Genomic DNA, 24799 nt, shown 5'->3' with positions numbered 1-24799 from the left:
TTATACGAATTCAATCAACAAGTCTTGGCTAGCGATTGCTTCGCCTTCCTTGACGTGGACTGCTTTAATCTCACCATCTTCTGGTGCTTGGATCGTCGTTTCCATCTTCATCGCTTCCGTAACGAGAAGTTGTTCTCCTTTACGGACGCGTGTACCCGTCTCAACGAGTACCTTCAGAACGCTACCCGGCATGGATGCACCGATTTGTTTTGCGTTACTCCGGTCCGCTTTCGGGCGACTCGATGAACTTTCTTTGATGCTGATGTCTTTTACTTCGACTTCACGTGGGACACCGTTCATCTCGTAATAGATTGTCCGCATGCCATGATCGTCTGGCTGACCAATCTGAATCAACTTGAGGTAAAGTGTCTTGCCTCGTTCGATTTCGACCTCGATCGTTTCACCTAGACGCATTCCATGGAAGAATGTATTCGTATCAAGAACGGAAATGTCACCATATCGCGCGACGTATGAACTATAGTCCATGAAGACTTTTGGATAGAGCGCGTAAGCGAGTGCGTCAAACTCTGTAACCGGTCGTTCGAGTTTTTCAAATAACTCGTGTTTGATCGCATCAAAGTTGAGTGGCTCCATCATCTTACCAGGACGTTCCGTCAGCGGAGCAGCTCCTTTGAGAATTGCCCGTTGAACGTCTTGCGGGAAACCATCCGGTGGTGTTCCAAGTTCTCCTTTCATCAGTTCGACGACTGAATCTGGGAAATCAAGTCCGCTTGCTCGATGCAAGACATCTTCTTCCGTCAAATGATGTTGGACCATGAAGAGCGCCATATCTCCGACGACTTTCGATGATGGTGTAACTTTGACGATATCGCCAAACAGCATGTTGACACGCGCATACATCTCCTTGACTTCAGACCAACGATCCGCAAGACCGACAGCTTTTGCTTGTTGCTGTAAGTTCGAGTATTGTCCACCTGGCATCTCGTGGTCGTAGACCGTTGGATTCGGTGCAATCATATCGAGTTCAAATGCTTGGTAGAGATGACGTACATCTTGCCAATAATCCGAGATCTGTTCAAACTTCTGCGCTGACACGAGCGGCTGACGTGGATGACCACTTAAGGCATGAATCAAACTACCACCCGCTGGTTGACTCGTCAGTCCAGACATACTTGATGCTGCAACGTCGACAACATCAACACCGGCATCAATCGCACGCGCATACGTGTAGATACCGTTTCCACTCGCATCATGTGTATGAAGATGGATTGGTAACGATACGGCATCTTTAAGTGCTGACACGAGCGCATAAGCTGCTTCCGGTTTCAGAAGACCTGCCATATCCTTGATTGCAATGATGTGGGCGCCACTTTCTTCGAGTTGTTTCGCCAAATTGACGTAATACGGCAGATGATATTTCGGACGATTCGCATCGAATAGATCGCCTGTATAACAGACAGCTGCTTCCGCGATTTTACCTGTTGGCAAGACTGCATCGATTGCGAGTTGAATCGACTCCGGGTTATTCAGGCTATCGAAAATCCGGAAGACGTCGACTCCAGCTTGTGCTGCTTCTTTGACGAACGCATGGATGACGTTGTCCGGATAGTTCTTGTAGCCAACAGCATTCGCACCACGAAGCAACATTTGAATCAAAACGTTCGGCATCTTTTCACGCAATTTCATCAAGCGAACCCATGGATCCTCCGATAAGAATCGGTAAGCAACATCGAACGTCGCACCACCCCAGGCTTCGACAGAGAACAATTCTGGTAACAGTTTCGCTTCTGCCTCTGCGATGGCGACGAGATCCTTCGTCCGCATTCGTGTCGCAAGTAGCGACTGATGAGCATCACGGAATGTCGTATCGGTCAATAGAACATTTTCTTGTGCTGTCAACCATTTCGCGACGGCTTCCGGACCTTCCGCATCAAGAATTGCTTTTGCTCCCGGTGTGTAATCCGCGGGAAGAATCTTTGGAACTCGGACATCGCGTGCAAGCGGTTTGTCCAATTTTCCGATTCCCGGGAATCCATTGACGGAAACCTCTCCGATGTATGTCAAGAGCTTCGTTCCTCGGTCTTGACGTTTTGGGAAGATGAATAACTCTTGCGTATCATCGATGAACGACGTGTTGTAATCACCACTAACGAACGCATGATGCTTCAAGACGTTGCTCAAGAACGGAATGTTCGTTTTAATACCACGGATGCGGAATTCACTAAGGTTTCGACGCATCTTCGCGACGGCTTGATCGTAAGTTAAACCATGCGTCGAGATTTTAACGAGAAGCGAATCATAGTACGGTGAAATCTCTGCTCCGACATAGGCATTCCCACCATCGAGACGTACTCCAAAACCACCCGGTGAACGGTAGGCTTTAATCTTCCCTGTATCCGGTAAGAAGCCGTTCTCAGGATCTTCCGATGTAATACGACTCTGAATCGCAAAACCAAGCATCTTAATCTCTTCTTGTTGTGGTATACCAACGAGGTCGCTATGTAACGATTCACCTTCAGCGACACGAATTTGAGTCTGAACGATATCGATGCCCGTGATCATCTCTGTAATCGTATGTTCGACTTGAACACGTGGGTTGACTTCGATGAAATAGAATGATTCATCTTGCGTGACGAGGAACTCGACCGTTCCTGCATTTTCGTATCCGACATGTTTCATCAACGTGACGGCTGCGTCACAAATCTTTTGTCGACCTTCATCTGAAAGTGTCACACATGGTGCCACTTCAACGACTTTTTGGTGACGACGTTGCACAGAACAATCCCGTTCAAACAGGTGAATGATATTTCCATGCGCGTCTCCGATGATTTGGACTTCAATATGTTTTGGACGTTCAATCAATTTTTCAACGTAAATCTCATCAGAACCGAATGCTTTCAGAGCTTCTGATTTCGCGCGTTCGATCATGTCTAGAAGCTCTTCTTCTGTCCGGACGACACGCATACCACGTCCACCGCCACCAAGCGATGCTTTGACCATTAGCGGATAGCCTGCTTTTTCTGCAAACGCATAGGCTTCGTCAATCGACGAGATTGGACCATCCGTTCCTGGGATGACAGGAAGACCCGCTTCAATCGCTGTCGTCCGTGCCCGTACTTTATCCCCGAATTTGTAAAGATGGTCTTCTTGCGGTCCGATGAAGATGATACCTTCTTCGCGACAACGTTTTGCCAGCTCAATGTTCTCAGAGAGGAATCCATAACCAGGATGGATCGCATCACATTCGGCTTTTTTCGCTGTTGCAATGATATCTTCAATATCGAGATAAGCTTCGATCGGTTTTTTTCCTTCTCCGATCCGGTACGCTTCATCGGCTTTATAGCGATGAAGAGAACCCATGTCCTCTCGCGAATAAATGGCAACGGTACGAATACCGAGTTCTGTCGCTGCACGGAAAACGCGAATCGCGATTTCCCCGCGGTTTGCTACGAGAATCTTCTGGATTTTAGTCAACTGATGCTCCCCCTTTAGTTAATGAGCTTGTGGCACTCATCGAACGTGCAGTCCGCACTTCTTTCTGATAAGCCACTCGATATTTGTTTTGCATGGAAATGTTCGCCATTACACCAAGCATCGTACTCATGACGAGTAACGATGAACCGCCGTAACTGATGAATGGCAAGGTAACACCTGTTCCCGGAAAGAGACCAGACATCGCCGCGATATTGATACATGTCTGAATAAAGATGATACCTGAGATGCCGAGCGCAAGCATACTCGAGTAAAGTGAGACACACCGATTAGCGATGATTGCCCCTTGAATCATCAAGTAGAACAATAGACCGAGCACGACGAGAACACCCACAAATCCAAGCTCCTCTGAGATGATCGACATAATATAGTCGGTTTCAGGTTCCGGCAAATAACCGTACTTCTGAAAACTATTCCCTAGACCGACCCCAAATACCCCCCCGTGGGCAATTGATATAACGGAATTGATAAGCTGATATCCCTTTCCTTCCGCATCGAGAAATGGATTTAAACTTGCTTGAATCCGTTGCATCTGATTATCAGAAAAGTTATTCCAAGCATACATGAAAATGAGTGGAACACTAATGGCACAAAGAGCGATGTATCCACTAGGTAACCCAACAGCGAATAGGATCATCGCCGTGACAAGTAAAAGTATGAATAAACCACCATCATCCGGTTGCATACGAATGATAATCGCATATGGTGCCAGTAACACGACCATTGGAATCAAAATCCAGTCCGAGAAACTAAGTAGAATGCGTCGTCCTGAAGTCGTCCCTTTAATTTGACGATGAATGAAATGATGTACGATTCCAATCACCCCGTCCATTTTTCCTTTATGTTTTTGATCAAAATAACTGGCAAGTCCTACGACGAGGACGAATTTACAGAGTTCGATCGGTTGAATCAAGAAGATACCGAAGTTCAACCACGCGCGGGCGCCGTTTAGTGGAACCGAGAACAACGTTGCCATCAACATCAACCATGTAATCAAATAAAGGATTAAACGAATGACCGGTCCACGGAACACCTCATGGTTAATTTGCGAAACGAAAAGGAACAGCACGATAGCCATCGCATCAAACATCAACTGCTTCTCAAAGAAGGACGTATTCGCATAATCTCCACCGTTCCACACGCTCGCACTATAGACCATGACCGTACTGATTGCCATGAGGATGAGCATCGTAAAGAATAGACCATAATCAAAAAATGCTCGTTTTTCTTTAAACTTCGCTAACATATGTACACGTCCTTTTTTTATTCTCTAAAAAAAAATACCCAAACGCCGCATTTCACGTTTGAGTAGAAAATCAGCACGTCTCCGCATCATGTAAATCAGATAATTGCTGTTCAAGTGATTCGAGCAATTGTTTCCCTTCACCCGCATCAATCAGTTCCAGACGTACCGCAAAATCAATCTGACGGGACAATCCGAACATTTGTGTATCCAATACTTCCTCGTAAAGAGGACATTGTGGCATCGTTAAATTCGCAAGCTGGACCTCGATCAACCGGCGGATTTTTTGTGCATCCGCTTCTAGTAGCTCAAGAGCGCGCTGGCGATGAACTGTCTCGATTTCAGTTGACAATCCAATCCCTCCTCATCAAATGACGCGTTCCTGTTATAGCTAAACTTTACCTTACTTTCGCCAACAATTCAACGTTTCGGTATAATGGATTTGTTGGACTTACACATTTAGGGGGTAGAACAAATGATTTTTCCGATTAACGGTAAAGTACGGCACCAGTTGACGATTGATCCGACAGTCTGGATCTTTGACGAACGAAAGGTTGCGATTGAGAAAATCGGGCAACCAGCAGACACGAGTGAACAAGAAGCATACTACGCAAAAATGGGGGCTGCGTGGGATAAAGGCATCATGGAAGGAAGTCGAACGGATCATAATCGTCCGATGACACGTGCTGAAAAAGAAGCCGCACTTCAAGGTTCGTTTGCGATGGCACTTGCACCGTTCATTCGGAACGCTGAGCTCTTACCAGATGCAATTGCTATTCGGTTCGAAGGCGAAGAAACGGTCGAGCTACCGCTTGAACAACTCGATGAAGTATATCTTCAATTCTCACAAGACGGCAAGGTATTAGCAGATGGACCAGTTCACCTATTGCACGGACAACGGATCGTTAAATCCGTTCATACAGTCACCGTCCTATAACGAAAATGTGGTGCGCCTGAATAGACGCACCACATTTTTTATAATAAATCGGCTGCGAGACGCGCTAGATTCGAGCGCTCCCCTTTGACGAGTTTGACGTGTCCAGTCATCTTCTCGTTTTTGAGTCGTTCTACGGCATAGGATAGACCATTCGAATACTCATCTAAATATGGATGGTCGATTTGCTGTGGATCACCGACTAATACGATTTTCGAATTTTCTCCGACACGAGTCAAAATCGTCTTCACTTCATGTTTAGTCAAATTCTGTGCTTCATCGATGATGATGAATTGTCCCGGCATACTCCGTCCTCGGATATACGTTAACGCTTCGAGTTGAATCGTCTTCATTCCTGCAAGAATGTTACCAAGTTCGTCCCCCGATCCCGTATTGAAGAGGTGCTCAAGGTTATCGTAAATCGGTTGCATCCACGGACGAAGTTTTTCTTCCATTTCACCTGGCAAGTAGCCAATATCATTTCCCATCGGCACGACCGGACGCGCAACGACGAGTTTTTTATATTTATGCTCATCTTCTACTTGCAGGAGACCCGCAGCGAGTGCGAGTAATGTTTTCCCAGTACCTGCCTTCCCAACGAGTGTGACAAGTGGTACATCGTCACGTAGTAATAGTTCAAATGCCATCCGTTGTTGAACATTTCGTGGAACGACGCCCCAGACTTGATCGACATCGATTGAAAGCGCCCGAATGATTGGCAAGTTCTGATCGACAACAGCAATGGCAGAGGCTTTTGACATATTACTTTTTAGAATGACGAATTCATTCGGCTGCACTTTTTCTGGCAACACATCAACAGAAAGTCGTTTGTCCTGATAGAAGGCATCAATATATTCCTGATCGACGGTTACTTCGATGAACCCTGTATAGAGACCGGTCAGATCAGCGATATGATCCGTCATATAATCTTCAGCGACTAAACCGTATGCATCTGCTTTGACACGGACTAAGATATCTTTTGAGACAAGAATGACATCTCGTGGTGTCGCTTCGGCTTGTTGTTCACGATGAATCGACCATGCGAGCTCGATGATTTTGTTATCGTTTGATTCATGCATAAACGGAGAACCTTCGTGAATAGAATCGCCAATATCGACGCGAAGAATACCACCGTTTCCAAGCGGAACTCCCGCATGAAGCTGACCCGTTTCCCGCAATTGGTCTAAAATCCGTGCTGTTTCTCTTGCGTTGCGCCCAACTTCATCCATATTGCGCTTTTTTCCATCTAGTTCTTCTAATACGATCGCTGGTATGACGACATCATGCTCTTGAAACTGAAAAAGAGAGAGTGGATCGTGAAGCATGACATTAGTATCAAGTACGTATATTTTCTTCATTCCATCGTTCGCCCCTTTAGAGTCGAGTTTGTGATGAATGTTACGCTTTTAGGATGCGATGAACAAGTTGATCCAACCGTTCGGCCGCCTGTTCATCATATGTTTTTTCAATGGTCGGTCGTTGCGTGACAGCTGCTCCGTAAAACAAGATGTCACGTACCTCTTCGACGCGTCCTTCATAAAAAGAGAGCGGAAGTGGAAGCGGTTCTTGCGGCGTAAATCCCTTGACGTTTGTACAGGTCAGGCTATACGCCGACTGTTCTGCAAAAAAGATTAATGTGAAAACCGGATGTTCTCGTAACGTTTTGACTAAATGAGAATCTGCTTCGATTGCAAAACGAAGCGTTTGCGAATCCGTTGCATGTACCCAACTGATCGCATGTGTGATGGGCCAATGTTTAGATTGATCGTGTGTGATCAGAAAAACGAGCGGTAATTGTGATAAAGCATCCAGTTGATCTGAACTGAGTTGTTGTTCTACTTTATTTGCCATGACATCACCCCCTCTATGACTTAGTGATGATATTTCGAGATATACTTCTCGATTCCCTTTTTTACATCTGAATAATCTTCTAATATGATATACTAAGAAAAAAAGGGAGGACCTGACATGCGAGTGAAATGTACGATTTGCGATAAGCGTGAAACGATTGATGATTGGTCCTTCACAGCGAAGCGATTACGCAATAAACCAGTCCGTGTCCACCTCTGTGATGAGTGCCGATCGCGTGTAGAAGAGCGGACACTTGAACGCCATGCTTCTGGACAATTTCATCTATACCCATCTTGGGAAACAAAACGAAAACACTGGTAACTAAAAGGTCTGCGGGGAATTTCCCTGACAGACCTTTTTCGTTCATCGCTCGATTCGAATCAATCGATCATCCTCAGCTGACGGCTTCCCTCTACCGTCTGTATTGTTCGTAATATAATAAATCGACGTATCATCAATCCACACATCGCGAATCCGACCTTGATTTTTGACGATCGTTGTGACCTGTTTCGTCTTTAGATCAATCGCTTGTAATCGTTGACCGACAAGCGTTGCAAAGTACAACGTATCATCTGCTTCTGCAATTCCACTAGGTGCAACGGACTGCTCTCCTACTTCGTACCATGGTGTCACGAGTCCATCTGCTGTTTCTTTTCCTTCAATCGTCGGCCATCCATAATTCTTTTTCTCGATTCGATTGATTTCATCATGTCCACTTTGTCCGTGCTCGCTTGCGTACAGTTGATCATCGACGAAAACGAGCCCTTGTGGATTCCGGTGACCGATACTGTAGACATATCCTTTTTGATTCCCCTCGAACGGTTTTCCTTCCGGTGTGATGCGTAAAATTTTTCCTGCAAGTGAATCGATGTCTTGCGCCAGCTCAGGTTTTGCCGCGTCTCCCGCTGTCACGTAAAGCGCCCCTTCAGGTCCCCACTCAAGTCGACCTCCGTTGTGAATCGATGCTCCCGGAATGTCGTCGAGTAGAATACGTTCTTGCGTCCATTGATTACCTTCTTCTTTTATCGCGATGACGCGATTCGTCGCTTGTCCTTGTTTTGCGTACGTATGGTAGACGTATGCCGTCTTATTATCCTTAAAATCAGGATCAAGTACCATCCCGAGCAATCCACCTTCTCCTTCAGCAAGTACATCTTCCTTCAGTTGCAAGCGCATCCTCTCATAATCACCTTGTTTTCCTTTGACGATCGTTCCCTCTCGTTCTGTGATATAGAATGTCTCTCCTTCTCGAACGATGTTCCACGGTGCATTTAGCTCTTTAAATACGACACCTTCTTGCGTTTGAGATGATTGCGTCGCTTTTTGATCGCCTGAATCCTGCTGATTGTTTCCTTGTGTCGTCTGATTCGTTTCCTTTGTTGACGATTCTTCTGAAGTTTGTGTACAGCCCATCAGAACAATCGTTAACAAAAGGGGTATGACATACCTTATTTTCAATATTTTCTCCCCCTTTTATTATTATTGTTCCCGCTTCCCTTTAAATCATGCATTCGAATTGTCTCAAAAAAAAGAACGAACCTCCGAAGAGATTCGTTCTTTTGATTCATGACATGCTTCTGTTAAGAAGCTGTCCGTTCACGTTCACGCTTGACCATCCACATCCGGAAGCGATAAATGCCAAGGACGACGACCATCGCAAGGAGTACTTCAGGAATCGGCCATGTCCAGAAGACAAGCGTCAATGCTGCCGAGAAGACGGCGAGCAATAGATAGACGATCAGTGATTTCCACCATGCTAGTTCCTTAGCAAATCCTAACTTAAAGACGACAAGCGTCAAAATGACGACGGTGATCATCAAAGGATAAAATCCCGCTTCGATGTTATTCGGATCACTTCCGATACCGAGAAGTTTCGCGATGAACGGAATATCGTATTTCGAGAAATCAGAAGCAACGGCAGCTTGTGCATTCATTGCCAGTCCCCCTATTCGTTCAAGACTTAATCTTTACCTAGACGACGACGTTTTTCTTGCTTTTCACGTTCGTTCTTGTTCAAGACTTGTTTACGGAGACGAACCGATTGTGGTGTGATTTCACAGTACTCATCTTCGTTCAAGAATGTCAACGACTCTTCAAGTGAGAAGACACGTGGACGTTTAAGAACGTTCGTTGAATCTTTTGCAGATGCACGCATGTTCGTTAATTGTTTTGCTTTAACGACATTGACAGCGAGATCGACATCACGGTTACATTCGCCGATGATCATACCTTCGTATACTTCAAGACCAGGCTCGATGAAGATTGTTCCGCGGTCTTCAAGAGCTGAAATCGCGTAAGCAGTTGCTTTACCTGTTTCGATTGAAACCATAACTCCACTACGACGACCACCGATATCCGCTTGGATGAACGGACGGTATTCTTCGAATGTGTGATTCATGATTCCGTATCCGCGTGTAGCAGAAAGGAATTCGTTACGGTAACCGATCAAACCACGTGAAGGAACGATGAATTCCATTTTCGTTTGACCGTTGTCCATAGTTTGCATGTTCGTCAATTCACCTTTACGGAGACCGATCGATTCCATGACAGAACCTGTGTACTCTTCCGGTGTATCGATGACGACGCGCTCGAATGGCTCGACTTTGACGCCTTCTTCTTCTTTGATGATTACTTGCGGTTTCGATACTTGAATTTCGTATCCTTCACGGCGCATGTTTTCGATCAAGATCCCCAGGTGAAGTTCCCCACGACCAGATACGATCCAGCGGTCCGGTGAATCCGTATTTTCGATACGGAGTGAAACGTCTGTTTCGAGTTCTTTTTCAAGACGCTCTTCGATTTTACGTGAAGTAACGAGATCCCCTTCACGACCAGCGAATGGCGAGTTGTTGACGATGAATGTCATTTGAAGCGTTGGCTCATCGATACGTAATAGTGGGAGTGGATCAACGTGTGAAGTCGGGCAAACCGTCTCACCGACGTTGATGTCTTCCATACCAGCGATCGCGATCAAGTCTCCTGCTTTTGCAGTTTCGATTTCGACACGTTTAAGACCGAAGTAACCGAACAACTTCGTAACGCGGAAGTTTTTCGTTGAACCATCAAGTTTCGAAAGCGAAACGCTATCGCCAACTTTGATTTCCCCACGGAAGACACGACCGACACCGATCCGTCCGAGGTAGTTATCATAATCAAGCATCGTCACTTGGAACTGAAGCGGCTCCATTGTGTTATCGACAGGTGCTGGTGTGTGCTCAAGAATTAAATCAAGAACGTTTGTGATTGTATCTTCTTGTTTCTCTAATTCAGGTTCAAATGAACTTGAGCCGTTGACTGCCGATGCATAAACGACTGGGAATTCGAGTTGATCTTCGTCAGCTCCGAGGTCGATCAAGAGATCAACGACTTCGTCGACGACTTCAAGAGGACGGACCATCGGTTTGTCAATTTTGTTGACGACGACGATTGGTTGAAGTCCTTGCTCGAGCGCTTTTTTCAAAACGAAACGTGTTTGTGGCATACAGCCTTCACGTGCATCGACAACGAGGATAACGCCATCAACCATACGCATGATTCGCTCAACTTCTCCACCGAAATCGGCGTGTCCTGGCGTATCAACGATGTTGATGCGTGTGTTCTTGTAGTCAATTGCAGTGTTTTTCGCAAGAATCGTGATTCCACGTTCCCGCTCGATGTCATTTGAGTCCATTGCGCGTTCTTCGACTTGTTCGTTCGTACGGAACGTACCAGACTGTTTCAAAAGTTCATCGACTAAAGTTGTTTTACCATGGTCAACGTGGGCGATAATCGCAACGTTGCGTAAATCATTTCGTACTAATGTTGTCATAGGTGTGTACCTCTTTCTATTCATTTAAATAAATCTTATCATACTTTCGGTCAACTTTAAGAGTATAGCACAGGTAGAGTCCTAATTGGCAATGACTAAGATTCGACATCACTCCGAAAGCCTTTTCATTACGCTTCATTCACGCTACACTGTTAACGTACTCACGGGTAGAGGGGGAAAAGAACATGCGTCTGCTATTTTTATTACTCGCCATGCTTGCCGTAGGATCCATGGCAGCCATCGGCATCTTCATCGCAGAACAAAACGTACCGATGACGATCGCCTCTGTCATCTTGATGATTGTTGCGATGGGTGCCGGATTCGTTTTAAAGGCACGTTTACGAAAACAAGCATGAGCAAAAAGGTTTCTTTCGTTCAAGACGAAAGAAACCTTTTTTCAATCCTCTTGTGTTTGAACGAACGTCAATACATCCTCTACGAATGTATGGCTCCCTGCTAATACACTCGTTTGTTCGAGAAATGACATCGATTCACCTGTGATCGTACCGACACGCCCACCAACCTCTTCAATCAACAATTGACCGGCTGCGTAATCCCAAGGCATGTTACGCATCGTAATATACCCATCTACTCTACCGGCAGCAGTCCATGCGAGTTCAAGTGAAGCTGCACCGATTGCTCTCACCCCTACTGCGTGTCGTACGAGCGGTGCGAGACGATCTGTGTTGATTCGACGGTTCGGTGTGACCCATGTCGCATTCATACAAATGATTGCTTCTTTCACACTTCGCTCTGTCAGTTGTGGTAATCGAATTCCGTTTTGATAAGCCCCTTGCCCTTTGATGACATGGAACATCTCGTCTGCCATGACATCGTAAACGAATCCGTACCGCAATTCTCCTTCTATCATAATGGCAATCGAGATGGCGAACATTCGTTTTTGACGGATGAAATTCATCGTTCCATCAATCGGATCAACGAACCAGATCGTTCCTTCAAGTGTATCCGGTCGAGCGACCCGACCTTCTTCTCCATAAATGTGATGATCTGGATATCGATCAAGAATACCTCGAATCAACAAATCTTCGACCGCTTGATCAATTTCCGTTACTAAATCACTTTTCCCCGTTTTTTGTTCAATGTGATACGACACATCAATCTTTTCGCGAATGTACTTCCCTGCGCGCTTAATCAAATCTATCGCATCCAACTCGATTTGCATCGTACTTCACTCCTTCATCATCGTTTCCAGCTTCTTCTATAGTAACAAAAAAAGAAAACCAGCGAACGATTCGCTGGTTGAAGTATTGATATTTTGTTATAAGGTAGAGACAAGGACGTTGAAATCAAGCTTCAAGACGTACCATCTCTTGGCGATATTTTTCGAGGCGCTCTTTACTTGCACCAACAGCTTCTGCGTCACTTGCCACCATGGCATCATGCAATGTAGCAAGCTCATAATCGATTTCAAGACGCAACACAGGAATGCGTTTTTCTGCATCTTTTCTTTTGTATGCTTCTATCACTTGTTTCACAGTAACCACACTCCTTCGCGGGATAAACAGAGGTTTAATTTGTCAGACAATTGCGACTTATTAGTGGATTGAATCTATAATAGTACGATTCAAGTTAGATGTAAAGCATCTAATTTTAAAAAATACAGTTTCACATATTTGTAAGGACAACGTCTTGTATGTAGTATATAGCCGCTTCCTTTCCACTTTAAACAAATGTTGATCATTTCCCGCACATTTCCAGTCGAATCAAAGAAGGACTCCTACACGATCGCGTAGGAGTCCTATCTACTTCATTCAGTTATTTTTTCATCCGAACGAGCGGCTCTTCTTGACGTTTTGCCTGTTGCATTGTCCGATAACTCGAGCATCCCGTCTCTTCCATATAAAACTGATCCCACTGTTTCTCCTCGGACTTCGAGGTAACGATTTGTTTAAATTCACGATAGGCTTCGAGTAATCGTTGGCGTTCAACACCTGTCTCATAGGCTTGCTCGACTAAATTAAAGAAGTCGATGACTTTTACGATTTCTTCAGTTGACCAATCGGAATTAAGCGGATAATTCAATGCCATCATTCCCACTTCCTTTCTGCACTTTTCTATTTTACACGGAAAAGAAGCATAAAACAGTTGCAACCATCCGAAAACTTGTTATAGTTAGCTTGTTTGATTGTATTTTTATTCGGTTTTAAGGGGGGAAATCTGGTGCAAACAAAAAGCTTAACACAGCTCGATACACCTTTATTCGATGCGCTACTTGCGCATGCGAAACGTCAACCAATTCAATTTCATATTCCCGGTCATAAAAATGGTCAAGGAATGGATCCAGCCTTTCGATCGTTCATCGGTCAGAATGCGCTCGATATCGATTTAATCAATATCGCTCCCCTTGATGATCTCCATCATCCAAAGGCAATCATCAAGGAAGCTCATCAATTGGCAGCACAAGCCTTCCAGGCCGACGAAACATTCTTTTCCGTACAAGGAACATCAACAGCAATCATGGCGATGATCATGAGTGTCGTCGGACCTGACGATAAAATTCTCGTTCCTCGGAACGTTCATAAATCGGTGATGTCAGCTATCGTTCTTTCTGGTGCGCATCCGATTTTCATTCACCCTGAGTTTGATGAGACGTTTGGTATCGCTCACGGCATCACACCAAGCGCAGTAGAACGTGCTCTTGCTCTTCACCCGGACACGAAAGCCGTCCTCGTCATTAACCCGACTTACTTCGGCGTTGCTGGTGACTTAGAGAGCATCGTCAAGCTATCCCATAGCAAAGGTATTCCGGTACTCGTCGACGAAGCACACGGCGTTCATATCGCGTTCCACGAAGATATGCCGCTCTCTGCGATGCAAGCTGGCGCCGATCTTGCCGCAACAAGTGTTCATAAACTCGGTGGATCACTGACAGGAAGTTCTGTTTTAAATGTCCGTCGTGGTCTTGTCTCTCCGGATAAAGTCCAAGCGGTGTTATCGATGTTGACGACGACATCAACTTCTTACCTATTGCTCGCATCTCTTGACTGCGCACGGCGTCATCTCGCGATTAACGGTGAGGCGATGAATCGTCGAGCGCTTGAACTCGCTACACGGATGCGTTTCGGATTAGCGAAGCTTCCTTATCTCGCTGTCTTCGGCGAATCCGATCTTCACTCGAGTGCGACATTTGCCTTTGATCCAACGAAAGTCCTCGTTTCCGTTAAAGGACTCGGCATTTCTGGTCATCTCGTTGAGGAATTCTTACGCGATGAGCACCGCATTGAAGTCGAGCTCTCTGATTTGAATAACATCCTTGTTATCATTACGTCTGGTGATTCGGAAGAGACAATTGATGCGTTCCTGCACGCTATGTCGTTACTCGTTGCACGTTATCAAAATAATGGTGCTAAGACAGTCGATCACTCGATCGTTCTTCCAGACATCCCGGCACTTGCCCTTAGCCCGCGTGATGCATTCTATGAAGAAACAGAAACGATTCCTTTAGTGGATGCAGTCGGACGGATTTCAGCTGAATTCATGATGGTGTATCCACCTGGTATTCCAATCTTCATCCCGGGTGAGATGATTACGACAGATAACCTGGCTTATATTAAAGAAAATATTGAAGCGGGTCTTCCCGTTCAAGGCCTTGAGGATCATTCACTCAAGACAATTAAAGTCATTCAACAATCGAATGCGATTCGTTAAGTACGCAAAAACAGCAATCCTTAAACCTGAGGATTGCTGTTTTTTTGATTGAGTCCTTTTATTCGGCATACTCATCATTTGGTGAACAAGGAATGAATGCCGCTAGTGCTTCACCAATCGCTTCAACATCTTCTCGTTCAATCGCAAACGTACGTACTAAGACTTCTCCATTTAACACATCCTGTTGATCGAGTAACGCTGACTGACCACCGGTTAAACTGACGACAAGCACTTTCCCAAAAAATTGTCCTGTACAGACGACAGCAAAATCATAGCGGGCTAGTGCTGTCGTCCAGCCGACAAAGCGTACCTTATCCATCTCCGATACGTAATAGAGCTCTTCTAAGGCAGTCACGGATTCCATGTGCGTCCACCCTCTCCGATTTTTACTCTTCCTTTTCCTTTTTTAAATCAAGACCAAACAAAAAAACACCTTATTCACGGTCGGCTCCCCGTGAATAAGGTGTTTCGGAATTATTTAATGATGTGGATTGGGCTACCGATTGCAACTTCAGCAGTTTCCATTGCGATTTCACCGAGTGATGGGTGCGCGTGGATTGTGAGTGCGATATCTTCAGCAGTCATACCAGACTCGATTGCGAGTCCCATTTCAGCGATCATATCAGATGCGCCTGTACCAGCGATTTGCGCGCCGATCAAGAGACCATCTGATTTACGAGTGATCATTTTCAAGAAGCCGTCTGGCTCATTGAGTGCAAGTGCACGACCATTCGCAGCGTAAGGGAATTTAGACGCGACATAGTCGAGTCCTTCTTCTTTCGCTTGTGCTTCCGTGTAACCGACTGTAGCGAGTTCTGGGTCTGTGAAGACGACCGCTGGAATCGCACTGTAGTCGAGGTATGCAGGATGTCCTGCAGCTGCTTCAGCAGCAATTTTAGCTTCGAATGAAGCTTTGTGTGCAAGTGGTGGTCCTGGAACGATATCACCGATTGCGTAGATGTTTTCGTTCGAAGTACGACACTGATCATCGATTTCAACAAGACCGCGGTCGCTGACTTTGACTTCTGCCATTTCAAGACCAAGATCGTTTGTGTTCGGGCGACGACCAACAGTGACGAGGACGTAGTCCGCTTCAACTGTTTGTGCTTCACCGTTAACTTCGAATGTTACTTTTACGCCGTCTTCCGACTCTTCCACACTTTGAGCAAGTGCTTCGTTGTGGATTGTGATGTTACCTTTTTGTTTGAGCTTTTTCTTAACGACTTGCGTCATAGCAGGCTCAAATCCAGAAAGGATATCTTTTGTTCCTTCAAGAATGACGACTTCTGTATCGAAGTTCGCATACGCTGTACCAAGCTCCATCCCGATGTATCCGCCACCGATGACGATGAGTTTTTTCGGGATTTCAGGAAGGTTCAATGCGCCTGTTGAAGAAAGAACGCGTTTTGACCATTTGAAAGCTGGAAGTTCAATTGGAGTCGAACCTGTCGCGATGATACATTTCTTGAATTTATAAGGAGTCGAAGAATCTTCGTTGATGATACGAACTGTGTCTTCTGATTGGAAGTATGCTTCTCCAACGACAGTCTCGACTTTGTTCCCTTTAAGAAGACCACTAACGCCGCCAGTCAATTTGTTGACGACTGATTGTTTCCAAGTTTGAACTTTCGAGAAATCGACAGTTGCATTCTCAGAAGTGATCCCCATGTCGCTTGAACCTTTAGCATGCTGGAAGTTATGTCCTGCAGTGATCAAGGCTTTTGACGGGATACATCCAACGTTTAAGCAGACACCGCCGACGTTTTCACGTTCAACGATTGTTACTTTCATACCGAGTTGCGCGCCGCGGATTGCAGCAACGTAACCACCAGGGCCAGCCCCGATTACGAGTAAATCTGTTTCTTGTGCGAATTCACCTACTACCATTGCTTATCCCTCCATGATGAGAAGTTGTGGGTCGTTCAATAGGCGTTTAACTAAGTTAAGCGCATTTTGTGCAGTTGCACCATCGATGAGACGGTGGTCGAAGCTGAATGAAAGTGCAAGAACTGGTGCAGCAACGATTTCGCCGTTTTTAACGACTGCTTTTTCAGCGATACGGCCGATACCTAAAATTGCAACTTCCGGGTGGTTGATGACTGGTGTGAACCATTGACCGCCAGCAGAACCGATGTTAGTGATCGTGATTGATCCACCTTTCATCTCGTCGCCAGAAAGTTTACCTTCGCGTGCTTTACCAGCAAGGTCGTTGATGTCGTCAGCGAGTGAGAAGATCGATTTGCGATCTGCATCTTTAACGACTGGTACGACAAGACCGTTGTCTGTATCTGCAGCGATACCGATGTTGAAGTAGTTTTTGTAGACGATTTCTTCGTTTACATCGTCGATTGATGCGTTGATTGCTGGGTATTTTTTAGCAGCAGCAGTCAATGCTTTTACGACGAATGGAAGGTAAGTCAATTTCGTACCTTGAGCAGCCGCAACTTCTTTGAAGTTTTTACGGAGTGCTACGAGGTTCGTCACATCGACTTCGTCCATGAGTGTTACGTGTGGAGCTGTATGTTTCGAGTTAACCATTGCTTTCGAAATCGCTTTACGGATTCCTTTGATTTTCTCGCGTGTTTCAAGTTCAGGTTGAGCAGCAACGTAAGGCTTAACTTCTGTTTTTGGTGCAGAAGCTGCAGCTGGTGCTTTTTCTTCTGTTGCTGGTGCTTCAGAAGTTTGACCACCGTTTGCGAATGCATCGATGTCTTCTTTAACGACACGACCGTTGTCTCCAGAACCTTGGACTTCACGGATGTCGATACCTTTTTCACGTGCATATTTACGGACAGAAGGCATTGCGATAACGCGTTCTGATTTATGGATTTGAACCTCATTTGGTTTGTCTTCCACTTTTTGATCCGTATCTTGAACGTCTTTAGCGTTGTCTTCAGCTTTTGGTTGCTCTGCTTCTTCAGAAGGAGCAGAACCTTCGCCTTCGACTTCGAATGTGATGAGGACGTCGCCAACGACAGCTACGACACCTTCGTCAACTTTTACTTCTTTGACAGTACCATCAACTGGTGATGGGATTTCAACGACTGCTTTATCGTTTTGTACTTCAAGAAGAACGTCGTCTTCCTTGACAGTGTCGCCCGCTTTTACGAACCACTTTACGATTTCACCTTCATGAATACCCTCACCGATATCCGGCAATTTGAATTCAAATAAACCCATTTGAATATGCCTCCTTTTAGTTCACTCTTCTAGTCGATTGTTATCTGTAAAAACGGAAGCAAGGAGAGAATAGAACCCTCTCCTTATTTTCCGAAATGCTCTTAGAAATTGTAGACAGTTTTGACTTTCTCAACGATATCTTTGTGATCTGGGATCCAGACGTCTTCACCTTGTGCGAATGGGAAGATTGTATCTGGTGCAGCAACACGAAGAATCGGTGCTTCGAGGTCAAGGATTGCGCGCTCTTGGATTTCAGTTGCAACCATTGCAGCGATACCCGCTTGTTTTTGTGCTTCTTGAACGACGACGACACGGTTTGTTTTCTTGACAGAAGCAAGAATCGTATCGATGTCGATCGGGCTGATTGTCATCAAATCGATGATTTCAACGCTGATGTTTTCTTTTTCGAGCTCTTCCGCTGCTTTAAGTGAAGCGTGTACCATCGCACCGTAAGTGACGATTGTGACATCTGTACCTTCACGTTTTACATCAGCTTTTCCGAGTTCGATCGTGTAATCGCCCTCTGGCACTTCACCGCGGAATGAACGGTAGAGTTTCATGTGCTCGAGGAAGACGACTGGATCGTTGTCACGGATTGATGCGATCAAGAGACCTTTTGCATCGTATGGTGTTGAAGGAATGACAACTTTAAGTCCTGGTGACTGAGCCATGAGTCCTTCAAGGTTATCTGCGTGAAGTTCCGGTGTTTTTACACCGCCACCGAATGGTGAACGGATTGTAACAGGTGCACTGTAAGTGCCGCCTGAACGGTAACGGAGACGCGCAAGTTGTGCTGCGACTGAATCGAATACTTCGAATACGAATCCGAAGAATTGGATTTCCATGATTGGACGGAATCCTGTCAGACTGAATCCGACAGCAAGACCACCAATACCTGATTCCGCAAGTGGTGTATCGAAGACGCGGTCTTCGCCGAGCTCATCTTGAAGACCTTCTGTCGCACGGAATACCCCACCGTTTTTACCGACGTCTTCACCGAACAAGAGAACTTGTTCGTCGCGTTTCATCTCGACGCGCATTGCGTCAGTGATCGCTTGGATCATCGTCATTTGTGCCATGGGTTATTTCGACTCCTTTGCTGTATACTCATCAAGCTGCTCTTGCAGGTTTTGTGGAAGCTTTTCAGCCATCACGTTGATGAAATCTGTAACTTTTTGTTTTGGTTCTTTGTCAGCTTGTGCAAGTGCTTCCTTCACGTCAGCTTTTGCTTGCTCGATGACTTCATTCTCTTTATCTTCGTTCCAAAGACCTTTTGTTTCCATGAAAGCACGGAAACGGACGAGTGGATCTTGTGCTTGGTACTCATCATCCATGTCTTTTGTACGGTATCGTGTTGGATCATCACCAGCGAGTGTGTGTGGTCCGTAACGGTAAGTCAATGTTTCGATCAATGTTGGAACACCGTTAAGTGCTTCAACACGAGCTTGTTTCGTAGCTGCGTATACAGCGAGAACGTCCATACCGTCGACTTGGATACCGTTGATACCAGCAGCAACAGCTTTTTGAGCGATTGTTTTCGCCATTGATTGCTTTTCGACTGGTGTCGAGATTGCGAAACGGTTGTTTTGAACGACGAAGATAGCAGGTGCTTTGAAAGCTCCAGCGAAGTTCATTCCTTCATAGAAGTCCCCTTGTGAAGAACCACCATCACCTGTGTAAGTGATCGCAACTTGTTCTTTACCGCTTTTCTTAAGACCGAGAGCAACACCAGCCGCTTGAACGATCTGCGCACCGATGATGATTTGTGGCATTAAGACGTTAACACCTTCAGGAATCTTACCACCTGTGATGTGACCGCGTGAGAACAAGAATGCTTTGTAAAGTGGGAAGCCATGGAAGACCATTTGTGGAATATCACGGTATCCAGGAAGAATCCAGTCATCTTTATCCAAAGCGAATTGCGTACCGATCATTGACGCTTCTTGTCCAGCTACTGGAGCATAGAAACCAAGACGTCCTTGACGGTTAAGTGAGATTGCACGTTGGTCCCAGATACGTGTGTATACGAGACGGCGCATTAATTCCGTAAGCTCTTCATCCGAGAGATCTGGCATAGCGTCTTTATTGACGACTTCACCTTTCTCGTCAAGAATGCGGAACGTTTCAAAGTTTTCTTCCACGTTTTTAAACATGTTTACGTTCATCTTTTCACCTCATCCTTTCACTGCGTTCAGCGAAATATTCCTCTGACTGATTTGCCCACATAACAATAGTGTCCAAAAAACGAAGTCCCGTGTGACTATCCTTTGAACATGTGTCTGTGTACCTATTCAGTTGAGTAAACTGTATTATCATGAATCGACACGTTGTAGTGTCTTGTTCATTACGTTACAAGTATAAATCTGTAACACCTTAAAATCAAAGGAAATGTTTTATTTTTTTCGCTCTTTATATTGTGAATTCAATCACAAAACAAGAATATTCCATCTTCTGTATCATTCGATAATTTCCTACTGTGTTAGTTGTCATCATTCCCCACTTTCCTATGCTATACTTTTTGTAGACGAAAGGAGTGTTGTTCATGATTACCATGAATGAAATCGTACGTGAAGACGTTCCGACTCTTCACGAACGGTCAGTAGAAGTGACCTTCCCTCTCAGCGATGAGGATAAGGAAACGATGCGACTCATGCGCGAGTTCCTCGCCAACAGTCAAGATGATGAAATTGCGAAGAAATACGATTTAAGAAGTGGTATCGGACTTGCCGCGCCACAAATCGGTGTCAACAAGCGCATGTTCGCGATCCGCTTACCGGATGGTGATGATTTGTTGGAATTTGGTATCTATAACCCAAAAATCATCAGTCATTCCGTCGAGCAGACCTATTTAACTGGCGGCGAAGGATGTTTGTCCGTCGACCGTGAAGTAGAAGGACATGTACCGCGCTATATGCGTATTACCCTAACTGGCATCGATCATAACGGAAATCCTGTAAAATTACGTTTAAAAGGGATGAAAGCAATCGTCTGTCAGCATGAATATGACCATTTAGATGGCGTCATGTTTTACGATCGAATTGATAAAAAAGAGCCATTTAAGGAATATGGTCCTGCTACGTAATAAAAAAACTCGTTTCCAAAGCGGAAACGAGTTTTTTTATTATACTTCCATGATGATCGGCATGACCATCGGATGGCGCTGTGTCTTTTCTGTTAAATACGGTGTGAGCGTATCATTGATGACTTGTTTGATGTCTGTCCATTTCGTGTTGCGGTTCGCAAGTGATTGATCAAGCGAACGCTTGAGTAGACGCTCAGCATCTTTAATCAGATTACCTGATTCACGCATGTAGACGAAACCACGCGAGATGATATCTGGTCCTGAGACAAGACGATTCGTCTTCGAGTCGAGGGTAACGACGACGACGACGAGCCCTTCTTCCGAGAGAATACGACGATCGCGCAAGACGATGTTTCCGATATCCCCAATCCCTTTTCCATCAACATAGACGGCATTTGCTTGAATCTTACCAGTGATAGCAGCAGCGTTCGCATCTAATGCTAATACTTCACCGTTATCCATGACGAAACAGTTTTCTTCCGGTACACCAGCATCCATCGCAAGCGACATATGTTTTTTCAGCATCCGGTATTCCCCGTGAATCGGCATGAAATACTTTGGATTCAATAGACGTAACATGAGCAGTTGCTCTTGTTGACTACCGTGACCCGATGTATGAATATCATTTAGTTTACCGTACATGACATCCGCTCCAGCTTTATACAGCTGGTTGATCGTCTTCCCGACAGAAACGACGTTCCCTGGAATCGGTGACGAAGAGAAGATGACAAGATCATCTGGAATGATTGAGATTTGACGGTGTGTTCCGTTTGCAATGCGGCTAAGTGCTGCCATCGGTTCACCTTGCGAACCGGTACAAAGGATCGTCAATTCGTTTGATTTATAACGTTTCATCTCGTTTGGCTCGATGATCGTACCCTTCGGCGCTTTGATGAAATCAAGTTCTTGACCAATCATCATGACCTTGTCCATACTACGTCCGAAGACGACGATTTTACGTCCTGCTTCAACAGAAGCATTGACGACTTGTTGTAAACGATAGATATTCGACGCGAATGTCGCGAAGATGATCCGTCCTTCTGCTTTGCGGAAGATGTCTGAGATCGTTTCACCGACGACGCGTTCACTCATCGTAAACCCTTCCACTTCTGCATTCGTTGAGTCCGATAGAAGACACAATACGCCTTCTTTACCGAGTTCAGCCATTTTCGCTAAATCAGCTGGTTCTCCAACTGGTGTGAAATCGAACTTGAAATCCCCCGTATGAACGATGTTCCCTTGTGGCGTTTTAACGACGACACCGAACGAATTCGGAATCGAGTGTGTCGTACGGAAGAACGAGATGCTTGTCTTCCGGAACTTGATAATCGAATCCTCATCGATTTCATGCAGTTCCGCGTTACGAAGCAAACCGTGCTCTTCTAGTTTCACCTTGATGAGACCCATCGCGATCTTTCCTGCGTAAATCGGTAAGTTCACTTGTTTAAGCAAGAAAGGAAGACCGCCAATGTGGTCTTCATGACCGTGAGTGATGAAGACTCCTTTGACCTTATCCTTGTTCTTGATCAAATAAGTGTAATCTGGAATAACATAGTCGATTCCGAGTAATTCATCTTCGGGGAACATGACACCCGCGTCAATGACGATGATCTCATCTTGGAATTGAACGACATATGTGTTCTTTCCGATTTCCCCGAGTCCACCGAGTGCGAAGACGGCGGCTTGATGGTTTTTGACGAACTTCATTCGAATGTCGCAACCTTGAAATCAGGATGTTGTTGTTCGTATGTCAAAAATTCTCCACTAACTTCGCGGATGAACTCGATGTTGATATCTTTGAGGTGGTCAATCGTTGATCGCACGTCACGAATGCTTTCCCCTTCTACATACATTGTTTCTGTCCGTTCACGAACAGGTGCTTCCGAACGAAGCGGTTGGTAAAATACTTTAAAAATCATGCCTAGCAACTCCTTATCAGTACATTGTTTTTTGTCCTTAGTACAGTATACACGATACATGGACTATTTTTCATCCTTATTCCGCATGTTCCCTTCCGGCAACACGCTTTTGGTTATGCTATACTTTCTCATGAATAGGTCACTTCGACCAAATAAAAAGAGAAGGTGAAACCATGGCAAATCAGAAAGTCGTCTTTTTCGATATCGACGGAACCTTATTGCATGATGGTCATTTTGTTCCAGAATCAACAAAACAGGCAATTCGCCAACTTCAAGAAAACGGTGTCTATGTAGCACTTGCAACCGGCCGCGGACCTGCGATGTTATCCGGAATTCGTGAACTGCTCAACATCGATACGATCATCGGCTATAACGGGCAAATCGTCGTTCATCAAAATGAAATCATCTATAAGCGTCCGCAACCTAAAGCCGATTTGACACAATTGACGCAACAAGCAAAGGAAAACGGGCATACACTCGTCTACCTAGGTGAAACAAAGGGCTTCACGACGAAATCGAATGATTTTCATGTCGTTGATTCGCTCGGTGACCTTGATATGCCATTACCAATTCACGATGAAGAAGCATTCTTATCCCAGGATGTTTTCCAAACACTCGTCTACTGTACGGCAGAAGAAGAAGCAGATTACGTCAAACGATATGACGCCTTCGATTTCATTCGTTGGCATCAACATGCAATGGATGTCATCAATGTCGGGTCTTCGAAAGCAGAAGGCATCAAACAATTTCTGAAGTTGACGAACATTCGTCGTGAGGATACCTTTGCATTCGGTGATGCTCTCAACGATCTAGAGATGCTCCGTTACGTCGGAACTGGTATCGCGATGGGCAACGGGCTTCCAGAAACGAAAGCTGCTGCTGACTATGTTACGAAATCCATCCTTGAAGACGGTATCGCACACGGATTAAAAGAATTTCAACTCATTTAACAGATAGTTGTAAAGCTGAGGCATGCCTCAGCTTTTTTTAGTTCTTCACTTTATGAATCGCGCGCTCTAAACGATCGAGATCCTCGTTTTCGCCAATGACGACAAGGTAATCACCTTTTTCAATGACTTCATCTGCTTGCAAAGAGATCATGACGTTTTCGCCACGTTTAATAGCGACGACGTTCGCACCATATTTGCTCCGTAGATCAAGATCAATCAATGTTTGTTTTGCCATCCGATCACTGACTTTAATCTCGACGATCGAAAATTCTTGAGATAAGTCGAGATAATCAAGAATATTTGAACTCATTAAACCATTTGCAATTCGGACCCCCATATCACGTTCTGGGTGAACGATGAAATCCGCTCCGATTTTCCGTAATACTTTTTCGTGGTAGTCGTTCGTTGCTTTGACGGTAATTGATTGTACTCCGAGTTCTTTTAAAATCAACGTCGTCAAAATTGAAGCTTGAATATTTTCCCCAATGGCGACGATGACATGATCGAAGTTCCGGATTCCTAAGCTCTTTAGGACGTTCTCATCTGTCGTATCCGCAATGACAGAATGCGTCGCAATTCCCATGAATTCATTGACTCGCTCTTCATCTGAATCAATCGCTAAGACATCGTAACCATTTTTTGATAGTTCCCGGACGATGGAGCCACCAAAACGCCCTAGTCCAATTACTGCAAACTCTCCATTCATTTTC

General features: G+C 45.1%; 25 protein-coding genes. 6 read left to right on the top strand and 19 right to left on the bottom strand.

Features of this window, described 5'->3' with window-relative positions; all coding sequences use genetic code 11:
- From ACV3PA_RS07860 to ACV3PA_RS07850, 3 genes are all read right to left on the bottom strand, one after another.
- A complete protein-coding gene (locus ACV3PA_RS07860) occupies nt 1-3435 on the bottom strand; it encodes a pyruvate carboxylase (protein ID WP_456125931.1) in 3435 nt (1144 codons plus the stop codon).
- Complete coding sequence (locus tag ACV3PA_RS07855) at nt 3428-4699, bottom strand: FtsW/RodA/SpoVE family cell cycle protein (protein ID WP_053453870.1); 1272 nt, start codon at nt 4697-4699, stop codon at nt 3428-3430. The genes ACV3PA_RS07860 and ACV3PA_RS07855 overlap by 8 nt, the downstream gene beginning before the upstream one ends.
- Before the next feature lie 70 nt (nt 4700-4769).
- The gene (locus ACV3PA_RS07850; protein ID WP_023468835.1) at nt 4770-5048 is read right to left on the bottom strand and encodes an Fpa/YlaN family protein; all 279 of its coding nucleotides are present in this window, start codon (nt 5046-5048) and stop codon (nt 4770-4772) included.
- A 123-nt stretch (nt 5049-5171) separates the two neighbouring features.
- On the opposite strand from ACV3PA_RS07850, the gene ACV3PA_RS07845 reads away from it, so the two are divergent.
- Nucleotides 5172-5633: a hypothetical protein gene (locus ACV3PA_RS07845; RefSeq protein WP_053453871.1), complete on the top strand. Its 462-nt coding sequence runs from the start codon at nt 5172-5174 to the stop codon at nt 5631-5633.
- Between the two features lie 38 nt (nt 5634-5671).
- On the opposite strand, the gene ACV3PA_RS07840 is transcribed toward ACV3PA_RS07845, so the two are convergent.
- The gene (locus ACV3PA_RS07840; protein WP_053453872.1) at nt 5672-6988 is read right to left on the bottom strand and encodes a PhoH family protein; all 1317 of its coding nucleotides are present in this window, start codon (nt 6986-6988) and stop codon (nt 5672-5674) included.
- Between the two features lie 40 nt (nt 6989-7028).
- Nucleotides 7029-7481, bottom strand: coding sequence for a PNPOx family protein (locus ACV3PA_RS07835; RefSeq protein ID WP_053453873.1), 453 nt, complete (start codon nt 7479-7481; stop codon nt 7029-7031).
- A 117-nt stretch (nt 7482-7598) separates the two neighbouring features.
- On the opposite strand from ACV3PA_RS07835, the gene ACV3PA_RS07830 reads away from it, so the two are divergent.
- Entirely contained in the window at nt 7599-7802 is a 204-nt protein-coding gene (locus ACV3PA_RS07830; RefSeq protein ID WP_053453874.1) for a YlaI family protein, read from the top strand.
- Between the two features lie 42 nt (nt 7803-7844).
- Here the strand turns inward: ACV3PA_RS07830 and ACV3PA_RS07825 are convergent, their stop codons facing one another.
- The 3 genes from ACV3PA_RS07825 to typA all read right to left on the bottom strand — a co-directional run bounded on the left by ACV3PA_RS07825 (nt 7845) and on the right by typA (nt 11289).
- Nucleotides 7845-8939, bottom strand: coding sequence for a PQQ-dependent sugar dehydrogenase (locus tag ACV3PA_RS07825; protein ID WP_456125930.1), 1095 nt, complete (start codon nt 8937-8939; stop codon nt 7845-7847).
- Nucleotides 8940-9061: 122 nt separating this feature from the next.
- A complete protein-coding gene (locus ACV3PA_RS07820) occupies nt 9062-9415 on the bottom strand; it encodes a YlaH-like family protein (protein WP_053453876.1) in 354 nt (117 codons plus the stop codon).
- A gap of 26 nt (nt 9416-9441) precedes the next feature.
- Nucleotides 9442-11289, bottom strand: a complete 1848-nt coding sequence (gene typA / locus ACV3PA_RS07815) for a translational GTPase TypA (RefSeq protein ID WP_053453877.1) — start codon at nt 11287-11289, stop codon at nt 9442-9444.
- Nucleotides 11290-11474: 185 nt separating this feature from the next.
- Here typA and ACV3PA_RS07810 point away from each other — a divergent pair, with 185 nt between their 5' ends.
- Nucleotides 11475-11645: a DUF5325 family protein gene (locus tag ACV3PA_RS07810; RefSeq protein ID WP_023468843.1), complete on the top strand. Its 171-nt coding sequence runs from the start codon at nt 11475-11477 to the stop codon at nt 11643-11645.
- A gap of 41 nt (nt 11646-11686) precedes the next feature.
- Here the strand turns inward: ACV3PA_RS07810 and ACV3PA_RS07805 are convergent, their stop codons facing one another.
- The 3 genes from ACV3PA_RS07805 to ACV3PA_RS07795 all read right to left on the bottom strand — a co-directional run bounded on the left by ACV3PA_RS07805 (nt 11687) and on the right by ACV3PA_RS07795 (nt 13338).
- Nucleotides 11687-12472: an inositol monophosphatase family protein gene (locus ACV3PA_RS07805; protein ID WP_456125929.1), complete on the bottom strand. Its 786-nt coding sequence runs from the start codon at nt 12470-12472 to the stop codon at nt 11687-11689.
- Between the two features lie 124 nt (nt 12473-12596).
- Entirely contained in the window at nt 12597-12785 is a 189-nt protein-coding gene (locus ACV3PA_RS07800) for a hypothetical protein (RefSeq protein WP_023468845.1), read from the bottom strand.
- Nucleotides 12786-13065: 280 nt separating this feature from the next.
- Nucleotides 13066-13338: a UPF0223 family protein gene (locus ACV3PA_RS07795; protein WP_053453879.1), complete on the bottom strand. Its 273-nt coding sequence runs from the start codon at nt 13336-13338 to the stop codon at nt 13066-13068.
- Nucleotides 13339-13470: 132 nt separating this feature from the next.
- Here ACV3PA_RS07795 and ACV3PA_RS07790 point away from each other — a divergent pair, with 132 nt between their 5' ends.
- On the top strand, nt 13471-14958 hold the full coding sequence (locus ACV3PA_RS07790; RefSeq protein ID WP_053453880.1) for an aminotransferase class I/II-fold pyridoxal phosphate-dependent enzyme: 1488 nt from the start codon (nt 13471-13473) through the stop codon (nt 14956-14958).
- A gap of 58 nt (nt 14959-15016) precedes the next feature.
- On the opposite strand, the gene ACV3PA_RS07785 is transcribed toward ACV3PA_RS07790, so the two are convergent.
- From ACV3PA_RS07785 to pdhA, 5 genes are all read right to left on the bottom strand, one after another.
- A complete protein-coding gene (locus ACV3PA_RS07785; RefSeq protein WP_053453881.1) occupies nt 15017-15322 on the bottom strand; it encodes an SAV0927 family protein in 306 nt (101 codons plus the stop codon).
- Between the two features lie 110 nt (nt 15323-15432).
- The gene (gene lpdA, locus ACV3PA_RS07780) at nt 15433-16845 is read right to left on the bottom strand and encodes a dihydrolipoyl dehydrogenase (RefSeq protein ID WP_053453882.1); all 1413 of its coding nucleotides are present in this window, start codon (nt 16843-16845) and stop codon (nt 15433-15435) included.
- A 3-nt stretch (nt 16846-16848) separates the two neighbouring features.
- Nucleotides 16849-18138: a dihydrolipoamide acetyltransferase family protein gene (locus tag ACV3PA_RS07775; protein WP_053453883.1), complete on the bottom strand. Its 1290-nt coding sequence runs from the start codon at nt 18136-18138 to the stop codon at nt 16849-16851.
- A 101-nt stretch (nt 18139-18239) separates the two neighbouring features.
- Nucleotides 18240-19217: an alpha-ketoacid dehydrogenase subunit beta gene (locus ACV3PA_RS07770; RefSeq protein WP_023468851.1), complete on the bottom strand. Its 978-nt coding sequence runs from the start codon at nt 19215-19217 to the stop codon at nt 18240-18242.
- A 3-nt stretch (nt 19218-19220) separates the two neighbouring features.
- Nucleotides 19221-20303 (bottom strand): pyruvate dehydrogenase (acetyl-transferring) E1 component subunit alpha, encoded by a 1083-nt coding sequence (gene pdhA, locus ACV3PA_RS07765; RefSeq protein ID WP_053453884.1) that lies wholly within the window; start codon nt 20301-20303, stop codon nt 19221-19223.
- Between the two features lie 377 nt (nt 20304-20680).
- Here pdhA and def point away from each other — a divergent pair, with 377 nt between their 5' ends.
- Complete coding sequence (gene def / locus ACV3PA_RS07760) at nt 20681-21220, top strand: peptide deformylase (RefSeq protein ID WP_053453885.1); 540 nt, start codon at nt 20681-20683, stop codon at nt 21218-21220.
- Between the two features lie 39 nt (nt 21221-21259).
- Here the strand turns inward: def and rnjA are convergent, their stop codons facing one another.
- Both rnjA and ACV3PA_RS07750 read right to left on the bottom strand, forming a co-directional pair.
- Entirely contained in the window at nt 21260-22927 is a 1668-nt protein-coding gene (gene rnjA / locus ACV3PA_RS07755; protein WP_035406688.1) for a ribonuclease J1, read from the bottom strand.
- Complete coding sequence (locus tag ACV3PA_RS07750) at nt 22924-23139, bottom strand: DNA-dependent RNA polymerase subunit epsilon (protein WP_023468855.1); 216 nt, start codon at nt 23137-23139, stop codon at nt 22924-22926. The genes rnjA and ACV3PA_RS07750 overlap by 4 nt, the downstream gene beginning before the upstream one ends.
- Before the next feature lie 173 nt (nt 23140-23312).
- Between ACV3PA_RS07750 and ACV3PA_RS07745 the strand changes: the two genes are divergently transcribed.
- Complete coding sequence (locus ACV3PA_RS07745; RefSeq protein ID WP_456125928.1) at nt 23313-24089, top strand: Cof-type HAD-IIB family hydrolase; 777 nt, start codon at nt 23313-23315, stop codon at nt 24087-24089.
- A 37-nt stretch (nt 24090-24126) separates the two neighbouring features.
- Here ACV3PA_RS07745 and ACV3PA_RS07740 read toward each other — a convergent pair whose 3' ends face one another.
- Nucleotides 24127-24795 carry a potassium channel family protein gene (locus ACV3PA_RS07740; RefSeq protein WP_035406684.1) on the bottom strand — a complete coding sequence of 223 codons (669 nt, stop codon included), beginning with the start codon at nt 24793-24795 and terminating at the stop codon, nt 24127-24129.
- Nucleotides 24796-24799: the final 4 nt, after the last annotated feature.

It is taken from the genome of Exiguobacterium sp. EA-TM-5, from assembly GCF_053878415.1.
The sequence above is the reverse complement of the archived record's forward strand: the minus strand, read 5'-3'. Positions and strand labels throughout refer to the sequence as shown.